Below are 14411 nucleotides of genomic sequence, written 5' to 3' on the forward strand. Positions count from 1 at the left end.
TGAACAAGCTTTGCCGCAAACGGGATTGCCAGCCCCGCAGCGGCCTGTTAAAAAATGACTTTTCGCACACCAAAAGAGAACACCGCATGAGTCTTCCCCAAGCCGGCATTTTTGTCGAAGGCAGTCATCGTCATATCTTTCTCGAATTTGAATTGTTAGACGCCACCAGTGACGCGGCGTTACAGGCATCGTTGGCAAACGCCATAGGCGCCCTTCAAGACCTCGACGGCCGCCAGCTCAACGTCGTTTGGGCCTTCGGCGCAGACTGCTGGCAGCGGCTGGGCCGCTCTCAACCCGCCGGGCTAAAACCCTTCAGTGCTGTCGGCAATGGCGCCGTCGCCGCCCCCGCCACACAGCGCAGTATTTTACTGTGGCTCAATGGCGACGAATACAGCGCATTGTTTGACGCCGCCATGAAAGCCAGCGAATTACTGGCGGACGTGGCTGCCGTTTCCCTTGAGATAAACGGCTTTCTGTACAAAGACTCCCGCGACCTGAGTGGCTTTATCGATGGCACCGAAAACCCGAAAGGAGAGGGCCAGCGCAAAGTCGCACTGATCCCCGAGGGCCAGCCCGGCGCCGGCGGTAGCTTTGTGCTCTCGCAGCAGTGGCAGCACAATTTGAAGCACTTTCGCGCAATGCCACAACACGAGCAGGAAAAAGTAATCGGTCGCACCAAGCCCGACAGTGTCGAGCTGAAAGGAGATGCCATGCCGGACGACTCACACGTGAGTCGCAGCGATGTGAAGATCGATGGCGTGGCACAAAAATTATATCGACGCAGCGTTCCCTATGGCGGAGTCTCTCAGCACGGTCTTTACTTCCTGTCTTTTAGCTGCGAGATCGAGCGATATGACCACATTTTAGCGAGCATGTTTGGCAAAGCCGACGATGGCATTGTGGATCGCTTGAATGATTTTTCGACGCCGCTAAGCGGCAGTTACTGGTTTGCACCGTCGGCGGCGGAACTTTCTGATTTGGCGTCTGACTAAGATTACGAAGTCTCCTACTCTAGGTATGATTAGGGCGCCCCAAGCGGCGCCCCTTTTTTTGCCTGCTAAACCCCCTCAGCCTCTGACAACGCCCCCGCCATTGCCCCGCGGATACTGGCGACCATTGCCCGCACCGCCTCCATACGCGAATAGTTTGGCCTGACCAACAGGCAGATTTCCCTACTCGGCGGCGGCGTACCAAAAGGCACGTAATGCAGCCCCTGATCTTCGTCGGCAGGGCGCACAGCGAGCTGTGGCATCAAGGTAATACCCAGGCCACTGGCGACCATATAGCGCAGGGTTTCCAGGCTGGTAGCCTGAAAGCGTTGGTCCTCTTTCGCTCCTGCTGAAAAGCAATAGTCCAAGGTTTCATCACGCAGACAGTGCCCATCTTCCAAAGTAAGCACTAACTGACCATCCAGATCAGAGAGCGCAGCGCAATCCAGTTTTGCCAGCGGTGTATGGTTTGGCGCCGCCAACACCAAGGGCTCTCGGTAGAGGTTGTAGCGCTCCACATTTTCGATGCTGTCCAGCCACGACAAGATCACCACATCGAGTTTGCCGTCATCCAACTGTTGCAACAGAACATGCGTCTGGTCTTCGTGGAGATAAAAATTCACCTCCGGCAAGTCCCGCCCCAGTGGCCCCATAATATGGGGCAGTAAGTAGGGTGCCACGGTGGGGATCAGGCCCAGGTGGAAGTCACCCGACAGCGGTGCCGACAGTGCCCGCGCACTGTCCTCAAAGTCTTCAGCAGCGCGCAGTACGGCCCGCGCGCGCCCAATCAAGGCCTCGCCCGCGGGCGTCAGCATCACTCGCTTACGGTGGCGTTCAATCAGCACCAAACCGATCTGCTCTTCCAGTTTCATAATTTGCCCGCTCAGCGTCGGCTGACTGACAAAACACGCCTCGGCCGCACGGCCAAAATGCTGGTGGCGCGCCACTGCATCGAGGTACTGCAAATCGCGAAGTTTAACCATGGCTCCTCCTTGCTTTAGCGCAGCATACCATAGGAATTATCTATTGAAATAATTATTACGATCGATTAGATCGCATCTAAATCCCTGCGTAAACTCACTCCTGTCTTCACATTTTCGACGCCAAACAATACAGGAGAGCACTATGTTCCCAACGATTATTAACAGCAAAGTACAGCCCTTCACGGCGACCGCCTTCCACCAGGGTGACTTCATCGACGTTAGCGATGCCGACCTGAAAGGCAAATGGTCGGTCGTGATGTTCTACCCGGCCGACTTCACCTTTGTCTGCCCCACCGAACTGGGCGATATGGCTGACCACTACGCGCAGCTGCAAGAGATGGGTGTTGAAGTTTACTCCGTGTCCACAGACACACACTTCACCCACAAAGCGTGGCACGACAGCTCCGACACCATCGGCAAAATCCAATTCCCGATGATCGGCGACCCCACTGGCAAGATCTCGCGCAACTTCGGCGTAATGATCGAAGAGGACGGCCTGGCCCTGCGCGGCACCTTCGTAATTAACCCCGAGGGAGAAATCAAGGTCGCCGAACTGCATGACCTGGGTATCGGGCGATCAGCCAAAGAGCTGGTTCGCAAGGTGCAGGCAGCACAGTACGTCGCCGAACACGATGGCGAGGTCTGCCCAGCAGCTTGGCAGCCTGGCGAAGATACGCTGTCACCGTCGCTGGACCTTGTCGGCAAAATTTAAGGCCACACCGGCCCCAAACGGGGCCGCTCTTACCGACTCAATCTACAGGGAGCCACTATGTTAGACCTGAAAATGAAACAGCAACTGGCAAACTACTTGGAAAACCTGAAAACGCCGGTAGAGCTGGTCGCCTACCCCGGCCAAGGCGAGGCCTCCCTGCAACTGGAGGCACTGATTCAAGATATCGATAGTCTTTCCAGCGATATTCGCGTTCGTCGCGATACCCATGCTGACGTCCGCCGCCCAGCCATGGGCGTGCGCCCAGCAGCCGGCGACACCGAAATTCGCTTTGCCGGTTTACCTCTGGGGCACGAGTTCACCTCGCTTGTGCTGGCCATTCTTCACAGCGGCGGCCACCCAATGAAAATTGACCCGGCACTGATAGAACAAATCCGCGACTTGGACGGCGAGCTGAACTTCGAAACCTATATTTCACTGAGCTGCCAAAACTGCCCCGATGTCGTTCAAGCGCTGAACATGATGGCGGCCATCAACCCCAACATCCGCCACGAGATGATCGACGGCGCACTTTTTCAAGATGAGGTCAGCGAGCGCAACATCATGGCCGTGCCCTCGGTGTTGTTAAATGGCGCGCCGTTTTCACAGGGCAGGATCAGCCTTCAAGATATTTTGCTGAAGGTCGACAGCAATGCCGGAGAACGTCGCCGCGCCCAGCTTGCCGATAAAGACGCCTTCGATATGCTGGTTATCGGCGGTGGCCCCGCCGGTGCATCGGCAGCCATCTATGCGGCGCGCAAAGGCATCCGCACGGGAATTCTGGCCGAGCGATTTGGCGGCCAGCTGATGGATACCGTCGGAATTGAGAACTTTGTCTCGGTGTCAAAAACCGAGGGACCAAAATTGGCGGCGAACCTGGAAGCGCACGTCAGTAGTTACGACGTCGATATTATGGAGGGGCAGCGTGCCCGCGGCCTCAGCACCGACCAGCAAGGCCTTATCCGCGTTGATATCGGCGACGGCATGGCGCTGCGCAGCAAATCGGTGATGCTCGCCACGGGTGCCCGCTGGCGCGAAATGAATGTTCCCGGCGAAAAACAGTACCGGGGCAAAGGTGTGGCCTACTGCCCACACTGCGATGGCCCCTTGTTCAAGGGTAAGTCGGTAGCCGTAATCGGTGGTGGCAACTCCGGCGTTGAAGCAGCCATTGACCTGGCTGGCATTGTCGAGCATGTCACGGTGTTGGAGTTTGACACTACCCTGCGCGCCGACGAGGTGCTGCAGCGCAAAGCCAACTCTATGGCAAATATCGAATTTATCCTGAACGCGCAAACCACCGAGGTACTCGGCGATGGCAAACGTGTAACCGGCCTGCGATATACCGACCGCAATTCCGGCGCGTCGCGCGAGCTTGCACTGTCGGGCATTTTTGTTCAGATCGGTTTAGTGCCCAACACGGAATTCCTGCAGGACAGCGTGGCGCTCAGCGAACGCGGCGAAGTGATCACTGGCGACCGCGGCGAGACCTCAATGCCCGGCGTGTTCGCGGCTGGCGACGCAACCACCACCCCATACAAGCAGATTGTTATTGCCATGGGGGACGGTGCCAACGCCGCTCTCGGTGCATTCGACTACTTGATTCGTCAATCGGTAAGCGATGCGCAAGCCGACGGCGACCGACACCAAGCTGCCTGATTCTCCCACCCTGTGCGACACCCCATGCTTGCCCCGGTATCGGGGCTTTTTTAGTGGCGCGACGTCGTACGCGCTTCGGCTCTGTGGTCCAACTGATTTGCCCAGTCTTCAAGCAGCTTGGCATTGCGATCATTTTTACGAAAGGCTATGTCGGCAATGTCACCGACGATCGGTACCGCGCCCAGGGCAAAGTCCAGGGCGATATTGCCAAGCATTTTTACCTTCAGTGCCCGCGGCGCCGATGCTTTGTGGGCCTGCCAGACAATGCCCAAGCCGAGCAGCGCCCCGACCACGTCACCGGCCACAGGAAGTAGACCCAGCAAAGGGTCAATACCGATACGCCAACGGGTAAACGGAATTCCCCAAGCGCCGTCGAGTAGCGTCGCCCACTGACGGCTGCGACGCACCCGCAGTGCGATGTTGTCATCCGTCATTTTTTGGCAATGATATAAACCGCGTGGATAATGCCGGGAAGGTAGCCGAACAGCGTAAGGATGATGTTAATCCAGAAGTGTTTGCCAATGCCCACCTGCAGGAATACACCGAGGGGCGGCAGCAAAATGGCAAAGATGATGCGGATGATATCCATAAAAAAATCCCTGATAAACAAGCTGTTGAGTAACTTAAGGTAGCACAGAAAAAAAAGCGCCGTGAACCTCGGTAAGGCACCGGCGCAAATGGAGGAAGCGCAAATCTCTGCGGTATGGGGGCGTTAACAGCCCCTAGAACTGCACGCGGCCCTCTAGATAATAAGATCGGCGTGGCTCCAGGGTGCCGCGATACCCGCCAACATCCAACACCGTGGGCGAGCCAATACCAATCGTCAGCTCGTCGGTAATATTCTTACCCACCAAGGCAAGGGACCAGTCGCCATTGCTGTCGCCGAGCGCCAAGCGCGCATTGAACTTGGTGTAGGCACCCTGAATGCCGCGAGGGTCTAGGTCACCCGAGGTAAAATGGGTATCTTTAAATGAGGCGTCAGCGGTGAAGTCGAGCATTAAATCGGCTGGCATGGGAATACTCACCGTACCCGATAGCGTGGCCGTCCACTCCGGCGTTTGTTGATTTTCTTTGCCGCTGAGGTCGCATATATCCTCGTCGGCAGTGGCCACACAAGGCCCCTCTTTGTATTCGAGCCACTCAAAATCCAAGTAGGCAAGCGAGCCGCTGAGCATAAACCATTCACTCATTAGCCAGCGCCCATCCAGCTCTACACCTTTCGTCAATGCACTACCTGCATTGGACACCACAAAACCGGCTACGCCATCAAAGACACTGACCTGCATGTCTTCGTACTCAACGTGATACACCGCAATATTCAGTTCCGCCGCGCCATCAGCCAGCTGCATTTTACTGCCTACTTCTATGGCATCGGCCACTTCGTCTTCAAACTCAAAGTTCTCGCCACCACCGCCCGGCCCATCTTTGGCATTGTTGTTGCGCGCGTCAAAACTGCCTGACTTCGCCCCGCGGGTAACGGTGGCGTAGGTCATAATGTCTTCATTGAGATCCCACTGAACATTGACCGACGGCAGGGTGACACCCACCTCGCGGTCACCCTCGATCTCATGCTCCTCAATGTTCAGCGCCCCCAGTACGGTCGCGGTCACCGGATCAACGGGATTTTTCGTCCCCGACTGATAGAGAAATAATTCACGGAAGCCGGTTTTTTTCTCGTTCACGTAACGCAGGCCCAGCGTTGTTCTCAAAGAGTCCGTCCAGTTGAACGTTACCTGGGCAAAGGTCGACCACGCCTCGCTGTCCATGTAGAAATCTTTTTCAAGGTCCGCAGCCACGTTGGTCTGTGTATTGATCAGACAGCCCACCGGATTACGGCCCGCATCTGCCAGTGCGCCATTGCGCACCTTCAAGGGCGTAGACTCGTAGAAGGTCATCTCACCCTCCTGATAGAAGGCACCGACAATGTAGTCGATAAACTCTCCACCTGGAGAGGTAAAACGGAACTCCTGGCTGCGTTGGTCGTACTCTTCAATACCCAACAGCGGCACGGTATCAAAACTGCTGGAATCGCCGTCAAACAAGTCTTCTGATTCGAAGCCGGTCGCCGCGGTTACCGAGCTAAACGTTCCCTTCTCAAAATCGATATCGACGTTGAGTGTGGCATTGTAATTATCGATTTCGGCGTACTCTTCGGCGTCGGTATTTTTAATGCCGTCCAAGGTGACATTTTCACCGCTACAACCTGTCAGTGCGCTCTCGTGCGTAATTTCAAACTGACGACCATCCTGCTTGCGATTGGTTTTTTCAAGCTTCAGGCTGGTCGTGATGTCATCGCTGGGCAGCCAACCAAAGGTGATACGGCCCGAGAATTCCTCGACGCCCGGTTCATCGCGATCGACGGCGGGATTTTCATTGGTCATATAACCATCTTCGTCTCGCGTTCTCACCGCCGCACGAATGCCAAAGGTATCGCTGAGCGGCATCGACAACATTGCAGAGATTTCCCGCTGGCCATCCGGGCCGCCACGCAGCGCGCTAAAGTTCGCCTCCAGCTCGTCGCCAGGCTTGGCGGCAATCAAACTCAGTGCACCGGCAATCGCATTTTTACCGAACAGGATAGACTGCGGGCCGCGCAGCACCTCCACTCGCTCTAAATCCATGAAGGCGCCACGAGTTTGGTGGGGGCGCCCCAAGTGAACGCCATCCGAGAATATGCCCACCGACAGCTCAAAGCCCTGGTTTGAACCGGAGCCCACGCCGCGCATATACACATTGGGAATTAAGCCGCCTTCCACCAGTTTAAAATTCGGCGTGTAATCGGAAAGGTCGCTCAGGTTTTCAATGCCGGCTTTTTTAAGCTTGTCACCGTCCAGTGCGGTTACTGAAACCGGCACATCCGACAAAGACTCCGCGCGCTTCTGCGCGGTCACGATCACTTCTTCCAGCTTGAGTTGCTTGGCGGGCTCAGATTCGGCAGCGCCGGGCAGGGGGGTAACCATTAGCGCACTCGCCGTGAGTGCGCCAGACAAGGCTTTGTGCATAGTCGATCTCGCTTTTATAGTTATTGATGCGATGCTTAGCGACTTTCAGTATTGCACTATTTTCAATATCTGTACATTAGCCAGCTGTCTGGCCGCCATCAATGGCGAACGCGACACCGGTAACAAAGCGCGCCTCCTGCGACGCCAAATAGGCCACGGCGGCGGCAATTTCCTCGGGCTGACTCATTTCCAACAGGGGGAACATACGCCCCATAAGCGCGGGGTCGGCCCCTTCCGGCATTTCAAATTGAGCACTCAGCGGCGTTTCCACCGCGCCGGGACAGACGGCATTCACGCGTACGCCCTTGCCCGAGAACTCCATTGCCAGCGACTTGCTTAACATCACTACCGCGCCTTTGGTTGCGCAGTAGCCCGCGTTGTAGGCCAAGCCCTCCAGGCCCGCCGTCGACGCCATATTAACGATGTTCCCCCGGGTCTCCACCAAGTGGGGCATCGCCGCCTGACACATGTAAAACACCCCGTTTAGATTGATCGCAACGATCCGCTGCCATTCCTCTGCGGTGATGTCAGCAAGGTTGCGACACAGCGATATGCCGGCAATATTGCACAGCACATCCAGCCGTCCGAAATCGATCATGCACTGGGCGACTGCTTGCTGGCAGCTGTCGATATCGGTCACGTCCAGCTCCTGGCACTGCACTCTTGCAGACGGCGGCATCAGACTGAGCGTTTTCTCTAGACCGCTCATATTCACATCGCAGAGCATAACGCTTGCGCCCTCTTGCGCCAGCCGAATCGCTGTAGCGCGCCCGATACCCGACGCCGCGCCGGTAACCAGCGCAACACTGCCCTTATGTCTTTGCATATAATTATTCTCCCTACCTCAGCACTCTGCTAAGTTAAATTCGCTGGGCCGGCGCCATGTCACCCGGCCCGAGCAGCGCCAGCGCCAACATCAAATAAAACACGCCACCGAGCGCCACTGCCAGCCAATTCCAACCCTGTATTTTGTCATTCAGCTCCACAGGGGGCTGCTGAACAGCGTTGATCCGGCTCATCGCGGCATTTGCCGGCAGCAGGGCACTAAAAGACAGTATCGCCAACAGGCCCACTGGCGCTTCAAATTGCGACAGCACCTGAAAGGCAAGATAGAGTAGCGCCCACGCGCCGGCGACAAGCGTGCTTGCTATGTACAGTTCTTTAAGCTGGTCGCGCAAATGATCAAACAATACATAGGCCCACAGCGGCGCGAACACGGCTCGCCAAAATGGCATCATCTGTGCGCCGGTTTTTTCTTTCACGCGCTGCCAGTTTTTATAAAACCAAAACACCTCATACAGCCCCAGCGTGCACGCCGACATGACAATGAACTTTGTCGTTGATACCGCAAAGTAACCGGGGAATTCTGCACCTTGATTGGCCGCTGACTCCTGCTCTAGCGACGAGGATTCTTCCATAATCGATGATCCCTTTAACTGTTCATTGCCGACCTTATCGACGGCCCTGCAGCCAATAAAGCTGACCCGCCAGCGCGCTCAACCAAAGTACCGACACGCCGTAGTTAAGGCGCTGGTATACGCCAAAGTTTTCCCCTGACTCGATGGCTGCAGCCATGGGCCACAAGGTCAGAATTGCCAATGCGCAGCAAGCGGCTGATAGCACAGCCAGCCAGCGACACTGCAGCACTCGCCAGCTGAGGCTACCCCACAGTGCGCTCGCTATCAGTAAACTCAAAAACATCACCGCCCCAAAAAGATTGTGCAGCTGCTGATCAACAGAAGGAGACGGCGGATTACAACCCATGTCGCAGGAAAACAGGCCAGCTCCGATACTGGCCACGCCATGTACGCCTATGAGCACGGCGCTAAACTTTGCCAACCGGGAGTGAGGGAAGGTTTTGAAAACCGCATAGGCGAACAGTAGAAACAGCCCGCCCAACGGGAAATTATTGATCAGTGGTGACAGCACATCGGTCGGCGCCCCAGTCGCGCCCAATTCACTCAGCGCTTGGTGGCGATGGCTATAGCCAGGGTAGAACGATGCGGCGAGCATCACCCCAACTAGCAGCCAAAGAGGAATTACAATACCGGCGATATATCCCAGCCAGCGCCAATCTTGCGCCATACACTCATTCCTTGGTGTCACCGCTGGCCATGCAAGCTAGCGCGCCGCCGAAGCGCTGTGTGCTCCAGCGGCGCAGCGTGCATTACAGCTGACTGATGTCCCTTACAGCGCCTTTATCTGCACTGGTTGCCATTTTGGCATAGGCTTTGAGCGCTGCAGAAACCTTGCGCGGACGCTCTTTTAGTGGCTTCCAGGCCTCGCTGCCTTTGGCATCCATCGCCTTGCGGCGCTTAGCCAATTCAGCATCATCGAGCAGCACATTAATGGTGCGCGCGGGAATATCAATGCGAATGATATCGCCCTGTTCTACCAAACCAATGGCGCCGCCCGCTGCGGCCTCTGGTGAGGCGTGGCCGATCGACAAGCCAGATGTACCGCCCGAGAAACGGCCATCGGTCAACAGCGCACAGGCCTTACCCAAGCCTTTCGACTTGATGTAGCTGGTGGGATACAACATCTCTTGCATCCCTGGGCCACCTTTGGGGCCTTCATAGCGCACAATCACCACGTCACCGGCTTTTACACGGTCATTGAGGATGTCATCAACCGCATCTTCTTGGCTCTCGCAGATATGCGCCGGGCCTTCAAAGACCAAGATGCTTTCATCCACGCCCGAGGTTTTTACAACACAGCCGTCCTCGGCGATGTTGCCATGCAGCACCGCCAAACCACCTTCTTCCGAGAAAGCGTGCTCCAGCGAGCGAATGCAGCCATTTTCACGGTCGGCATCCAGTGACGACCAGCGCGTGTCCTGGCTAAAGGCGGTTTGCGTCGGAATCCCTGCGGGGCCAGCCTTGTAAAAGGTTTTCACCGCGTCGTTGTCGGTCACCATGATGTCCCAGGTTTGCAGGGCCGAGGCCACACTGCTGGCATGCACGGTAGGCAGGCCGGTGTTGAGCAGGTCAGCGCGCGCCAACTCACCGAGAATACCCATAACACCGCCAGCGCGGTGCACGTCTTCCATATGGTAGAGCGGTGTATTCGGTGCAACCTTACAGAGCTGAGGCACGCGACGAGACAATTCGTCGATGTCCTTCATGCCAAAGTCCAACTCCGCTTCCTGCGCGGCGGCAAGCAGGTGAAGAATCGTATTCGTTGAGCCGCCCATGGCAATATCGAGTGCCATCGCATTATTGAACGCCTCACGACTGGCGATATTGCGCGGCAGCACGCTGTCGTCGTCTTCTTCGTAGTAGCGCTTGGCAAGCTCAACAATTCGGCGGCCGGCTTCCAGAAACAGTTTTTCGCGGTCGGCGTGAGTGGCCAGCAACGAGCCGTTACCCGGCAGCGACAGACCCAGCGCTTCGGTAAGGCAATTCATTGAATTCGCGGTAAACATCCCGGAGCAGCTGCCACAGGTTGGGCAAGCTGAGCGTTCGTACTCGGCAACGGTCTCATCGTCCGCATTTTCATCCACGGCAATCACCATGGCATCAACCAGATCCAGTTTGTTTTCCGACAGCTTGGTTTTTCCGGCCTCCATCGGGCCGCCAGAGACAAAGATAACCGGAATATTCAGACGCATCGCTGCCATCAACATTCCCGGAGTAATCTTGTCGCAGTTGGAAATACATACAATGGCATCGGCGCAGTGGGCGTTGACCATGTACTCAACGGAGTCGGCGATGATGTCCCGGCTCGGCAGGCTATACAGCATGCCGTCGTGGCCCATCGCAATACCGTCATCTACGGCGATAGTATTGAACTCTTTTGCCACACCACCCGCTTTCTCAATTTCGCGGGCAACCAATTGCCCCATGTCCTTGAGGTGGACATGACCCGGCACAAACTGGGTAAAGGAGTTGGCAACAGCGATGATGGGTTTATTAAAGTCATCATCTTTCATACCCGTGGCGCGCCACAGCGCTCGGGCACCTGCCATATTGCGGCCGGCGGTGGAGGTTTTGGAACGGTATGCAGGCATGCTGACCTCTTTGTTAAATCGACTCTCCATTTGAGCCAGCCAGTTTAACACAGCGCCGGGCCCTCACCCTATGCCTGCACAGGACTATCCGCGACACAGCGAGCAGACTACACTGAGCACCATCAAAGCTCGGAAACTCGGCGAAGGTAAGGCAAAAACGTATGGAACAGGCGATAGACGCAGCACAGGGCATTTTACCTACCTGGCTTGGGCTCTGGGTGCCAGCGCTTGTTGCCCTGCTGCTGATCGTCATTGGCTGGCTGATTACCCGAAAGCTCTTCAGCGTTCAGAAAGAGCACGGCGCCGACATCCGCTACCGCGAGCAGGGCATGCGCCTGGTGTTTCGGCTGCTCGGCCTGGTTGCGCTGATAGCCACCTTACCCATGGACAACGAATTACGCGGACAGCTGTTTTCGCTGGTCGGTCTGCTCGCCTCTGCGGCAATCGCACTGTCGTCAACCTCGGTTATGGGCAACCTGATGGCGGGTTTTATGCTGCGCACCGTCAACAGCTTCAAAGCGGGCGACTACATAGAGTTTCGCAATGAATTGGGGCGGGTGAGCCAACTCGGCTTATTGCATGTGGAAATCCAAAACGAGACCAGCGAGTTGGTCACCGTACCCAACCTGTTGCTGGTGCAGGAGCCCTACAATGTGGTGCGCTCCTCTGGCACCGTGGTGTCGGCGGACGTATCGCTGGGTTACGACGTTGACCGCCGCGATATTGAGGCCGCGCTGTTAAGTGCCCTCAATAAAGCCGAGCTGGAAAACGGCTTTGTACAAATTCGCGAACTGGGCGATTTCTCGGTGCTCTACCGTGCCAGCGGATGGCTGAAAGAAGCCTCTCTGCTGGTTAGCACGCGCTCCAAACTACGCGGACGCATGCTCGACGCACTTCATGATGCCGGTATCGAAATCGTCTCGCCAAACTTTATGAACCAGCGCGTACTCAATGCCGACGAGCCTATTATTCCGGTTAAGCGCCGCTATTACCGTGAGACTCACAACGATGGTCACGCCGAAGAGGTTTTATTTAATAAAGCCGAATTGAGCAGTGCCGTTACCGCACTGGAAAATAAAATTAACGCACTGAAAACCCAGCTGAAAAACGAAGAAGAGCCCCTGGAAGGCGAGGCCCGGGAAGCGGTGAAAGCCGAACTCGGCGCGCTTACAGAAGAGCTCGAAGCCGCTCGCCTGCTGGCAAAAAATGAAGCGGAGAAAGATCGCGGCACTGCCAGCGAGGAGGAATAATCAGGCGTCGCGACGCCGCTGCGCCAGCCAGTCATTGATCGCCAGGCCAGTCCCCATATCCCACCCTTTAAGCTGCTCAACAGGAATGATTTTATAGTCGTCCAACTCGTGATTCAGGCGAATCTCTCCGGCCGCTTTCACATGGTAGGCGATGATCACTTGGTTTTGCCGAGCAAAGGGGTAAACCCCCACTAAATCAGTTTCCAGGGCGTGCAGATTAAGCTCTTCCATGGTTTCGCGGCGAGCGCACTCCAGAGGGTCTTCGCCCGCCTCAAGAAAGCCCGTAATAATTGAGTAGAAAGCTTTGGGCCATGCCACATTGTGTGCCAGGACCACGCCGCCGTCCACTTCGACAATCATCGCCACAACGGGCACCGGGTTGTTGAAATGGACGTAGCCGCAGCCCCTGTCCGGGCAGCCACTGCGAATTTCGTTGTCCACCAAAACATCGCCCATAGGACTGGCGCACTGCGGGCAGTAATTCATGGTTTTTTCCTTAAACGATGGGGCGGGGTGAAAGCCCCGACGCCACGATAATTATTCACGATAAACTATTTAGGTAGCGCACGGCGCAGTAGGAAATAACCCAACACACCGGACATCAACGAGCCGACAATAATCCCCAAGCGTTCGTCAAACAGTTGGTTTACCCCGGTCTCCTCGAAGGCGAGCGACCCGATAAATAAACTCATGGTAAAGCCGATACCGCACAGTGCTGCGGTACCGTACAAGCTCATGGTATTCATACCTGAGGGCATCTCGGCCAAACGCAGTTTTATGGCCAGGTAGCACAATCCAAATATGCCTATCTGCTTACCCAGGAATAAGCCTGCGGCAATACCCATTGGCACGCCGTGCATCAATTGCTCAACGCCCACACCGCTTAGATTGATACCGGCATTGGCAAAGGCGAACACCGGTAGCACAAAAAACGCCACCACCGAGTGCAGGTCGTGCTCCAGACTTTTTAATGGTGATGGATTATCCGGGTCGTTACTGCGCAGGGGAATGAACATCGCCATCACTACCCCGGCCAGGGTGGCGTGCACCCCCGACTTCAACAAAGCCACCCACATAATGGTACCAAGCAGTATGTATGGACTGTTGGCACTCACGCCGCGGCGATTGAGAACAATTAATGCGGGAATACAGCTAGCGGCAATCACCAGCGCCGCAATGGAAATATTGGCGGTATAAAACACCGCGATGATAACAATCGCCCCGATATCATCAAAAATTGCCAGCGAGGTTAGAAAGATCTTTAAGCTCACCGGCACCCGTGAGCCCAGCAGGCTTAAGACGCCCAGCGCGAAAGCAATGTCTGTTGCGGCGGGGATCGCCCAGCCCTGCATGGCAACAGGGTTTCCAGCATTAAAATAGGTATAAAACAGCGCCGGTACCGCCATACCACCGACGGCCCCGATACCCGGCAATATAATATTGCGGGGGTCAGACAACTCGCCCTCAACAAGTTCGCGCTTTAACTCCAAACCCACCAGGAAAAAGAACACAGCCATCAGGCCGTCGTTAATCCACAATAACAGCGGTTTGGCTATTTCCAGCGCGCCGACGCGGACTTCTACGGGTGTGGTAAGGAGTAATTCGTAATAGGGGGAGAGGGCTGTGTTGGCAAAGATGATTGCCAACAAGGCAGAAAACATGAGTAGCAATCCGCCGGAGGACTCTTGTTTAAAGAAATTAACGATAAATGAACCGTTGGTATTCGCCATAAGTCTCCTTCTGAAAGGGCGTAGTCGCGGAGTGTTGACACCCCATAAACAAAACACTCGACGCTAATATTGCATCAGCCGTC

14 protein-coding genes are annotated in these 14411 nt (G+C 55.8%); 4 read left to right on the forward strand and 10 right to left on the reverse strand.

Features of this window, described 5'->3' with window-relative positions; all coding sequences use genetic code 11:
• The first annotated feature begins 86 nt into the window (after nucleotides 1-86).
• Nucleotides 87-992, forward strand: a complete 906-nt coding sequence (locus B3K78_RS09380) for a Dyp-type peroxidase (RefSeq protein WP_286695240.1) — start codon at nucleotides 87-89, stop codon at nucleotides 990-992.
• 65 nt (nucleotides 993-1057) lie between these two features.
• On the opposite strand, the gene oxyR is transcribed toward B3K78_RS09380, so the two are convergent.
• On the reverse strand, nucleotides 1058-1972 hold the full coding sequence (gene oxyR / locus B3K78_RS09385) for a DNA-binding transcriptional regulator OxyR (protein WP_286695241.1): 915 nt from the start codon (nucleotides 1970-1972) through the stop codon (nucleotides 1058-1060).
• A gap of 142 nt (nucleotides 1973-2114) precedes the next feature.
• Here oxyR and ahpC point away from each other — a divergent pair, with 142 nt between their 5' ends.
• Nucleotides 2115-2684 (forward strand): alkyl hydroperoxide reductase subunit C, encoded by a 570-nt coding sequence (ahpC, locus tag B3K78_RS09390; protein ID WP_027873320.1) that lies wholly within the window; start codon nucleotides 2115-2117, stop codon nucleotides 2682-2684.
• 57 nt (nucleotides 2685-2741) lie between these two features.
• On the forward strand, nucleotides 2742-4337 hold the full coding sequence (ahpF, locus tag B3K78_RS09395; RefSeq protein ID WP_286695242.1) for an alkyl hydroperoxide reductase subunit F: 1596 nt from the start codon (nucleotides 2742-2744) through the stop codon (nucleotides 4335-4337).
• A 50-nt stretch (nucleotides 4338-4387) separates the two neighbouring features.
• Here ahpF and B3K78_RS09400 read toward each other — a convergent pair whose 3' ends face one another.
• The 7 genes from B3K78_RS09400 to ilvD all read right to left on the reverse strand — a co-directional run bounded on the left by B3K78_RS09400 (nucleotide 4388) and on the right by ilvD (nucleotide 11348).
• A complete protein-coding gene (locus tag B3K78_RS09400) occupies nucleotides 4388-4771 on the reverse strand; it encodes a DUF4112 domain-containing protein (RefSeq protein WP_027873322.1) in 384 nt (127 codons plus the stop codon).
• Nucleotides 4768-4926, reverse strand: a complete 159-nt coding sequence (locus B3K78_RS09405; protein WP_036255757.1) for a YqaE/Pmp3 family membrane protein — start codon at nucleotides 4924-4926, stop codon at nucleotides 4768-4770. Before B3K78_RS09405 ends, B3K78_RS09400 begins: the two co-directional genes overlap by 4 nt.
• Before the next feature lie 133 nt (nucleotides 4927-5059).
• Entirely contained in the window at nucleotides 5060-7339 is a 2280-nt protein-coding gene (locus B3K78_RS09410; RefSeq protein ID WP_286695243.1) for a TonB-dependent receptor, read from the reverse strand.
• A 76-nt stretch (nucleotides 7340-7415) separates the two neighbouring features.
• Complete coding sequence (locus tag B3K78_RS09415; protein WP_286695244.1) at nucleotides 7416-8165, reverse strand: SDR family NAD(P)-dependent oxidoreductase; 750 nt, start codon at nucleotides 8163-8165, stop codon at nucleotides 7416-7418.
• Between the two features lie 34 nt (nucleotides 8166-8199).
• Nucleotides 8200-8757 carry a hypothetical protein gene (locus B3K78_RS09420; RefSeq protein ID WP_286695245.1) on the reverse strand — a complete coding sequence of 186 codons (558 nt, stop codon included), beginning with the start codon at nucleotides 8755-8757 and terminating at the stop codon, nucleotides 8200-8202.
• 34 nt (nucleotides 8758-8791) lie between these two features.
• A complete protein-coding gene (locus tag B3K78_RS09425; RefSeq protein ID WP_286695246.1) occupies nucleotides 8792-9424 on the reverse strand; it encodes a DUF998 domain-containing protein in 633 nt (210 codons plus the stop codon).
• A gap of 82 nt (nucleotides 9425-9506) precedes the next feature.
• A complete protein-coding gene (ilvD, locus tag B3K78_RS09430; RefSeq protein ID WP_204994848.1) occupies nucleotides 9507-11348 on the reverse strand; it encodes a dihydroxy-acid dehydratase in 1842 nt (613 codons plus the stop codon).
• A gap of 161 nt (nucleotides 11349-11509) precedes the next feature.
• Between ilvD and B3K78_RS09435 the strand changes: the two genes are divergently transcribed.
• Nucleotides 11510-12598, forward strand: coding sequence for a mechanosensitive ion channel family protein (locus B3K78_RS09435; RefSeq protein WP_286695247.1), 1089 nt, complete (start codon nucleotides 11510-11512; stop codon nucleotides 12596-12598).
• Here B3K78_RS09435 and B3K78_RS09440 read toward each other — a convergent pair whose 3' ends face one another.
• Together B3K78_RS09440 and nhaA are read right to left on the reverse strand one after the other, a co-directional pair.
• Nucleotides 12599-13084 carry an NUDIX domain-containing protein gene (locus B3K78_RS09440; RefSeq protein ID WP_286695248.1) on the reverse strand — a complete coding sequence of 162 codons (486 nt, stop codon included), beginning with the start codon at nucleotides 13082-13084 and terminating at the stop codon, nucleotides 12599-12601.
• Between the two features lie 65 nt (nucleotides 13085-13149).
• A complete protein-coding gene (nhaA, locus tag B3K78_RS09445; RefSeq protein WP_204994851.1) occupies nucleotides 13150-14328 on the reverse strand; it encodes a Na+/H+ antiporter NhaA in 1179 nt (392 codons plus the stop codon).
• Nucleotides 14329-14411 lie beyond the last annotated feature (83 nt).

The sequence above is a fragment of the Spongiibacter sp. UBA1325 genome, from assembly GCF_002306875.1.
GTDB classification, from domain to species: domain Bacteria; phylum Pseudomonadota; class Gammaproteobacteria; order Pseudomonadales; family Spongiibacteraceae; genus Spongiibacter; species Spongiibacter marinus.

Coding starts and splice junctions, on each gene's coding strand:
- nhaA (WP_204994851.1), bottom strand. CDS start 14,328: ATGGCGAATACCAACGGTTCATTTATCGTTAATTTCTTTAAACAAGAG.
- ilvD (WP_204994848.1), bottom strand. CDS start 11,348: ATGCCTGCATACCGTTCCAAAACCTCCACCGCCGGCCGCAATATGGCA.
- ahpC (WP_027873320.1), top strand. CDS start 2,115: ATGTTCCCAACGATTATTAACAGCAAAGTACAGCCCTTCACGGCGACC.
- B3K78_RS09420 (WP_286695245.1), bottom strand. CDS start 8,757: ATGGAAGAATCCTCGTCGCTAGAGCAGGAGTCAGCGGCCAATCAAGGT.
- ahpF (WP_286695242.1), top strand. CDS start 2,742: ATGTTAGACCTGAAAATGAAACAGCAACTGGCAAACTACTTGGAAAAC.
- oxyR (WP_286695241.1), bottom strand. CDS start 1,972: ATGGTTAAACTTCGCGATTTGCAGTACCTCGATGCAGTGGCGCGCCAC.
- B3K78_RS09425 (WP_286695246.1), bottom strand. CDS start 9,424: ATGGCGCAAGATTGGCGCTGGCTGGGATATATCGCCGGTATTGTAATT.
- B3K78_RS09400 (WP_027873322.1), bottom strand. CDS start 4,771: ATGACGGATGACAACATCGCACTGCGGGTGCGTCGCAGCCGTCAGTGG.
- B3K78_RS09415 (WP_286695244.1), bottom strand. CDS start 8,165: ATGCAAAGACATAAGGGCAGTGTTGCGCTGGTTACCGGCGCGGCGTCG.
- B3K78_RS09410 (WP_286695243.1), bottom strand. CDS start 7,339: ATGCACAAAGCCTTGTCTGGCGCACTCACGGCGAGTGCGCTAATGGTT.
- B3K78_RS09405 (WP_036255757.1), bottom strand. CDS start 4,926: ATGGATATCATCCGCATCATCTTTGCCATTTTGCTGCCGCCCCTCGGT.
- B3K78_RS09435 (WP_286695247.1), top strand. CDS start 11,510: ATGGAACAGGCGATAGACGCAGCACAGGGCATTTTACCTACCTGGCTT.
- B3K78_RS09440 (WP_286695248.1), bottom strand. CDS start 13,084: ATGAATTACTGCCCGCAGTGCGCCAGTCCTATGGGCGATGTTTTGGTG.
- B3K78_RS09380 (WP_286695240.1), top strand. CDS start 87: ATGAGTCTTCCCCAAGCCGGCATTTTTGTCGAAGGCAGTCATCGTCAT.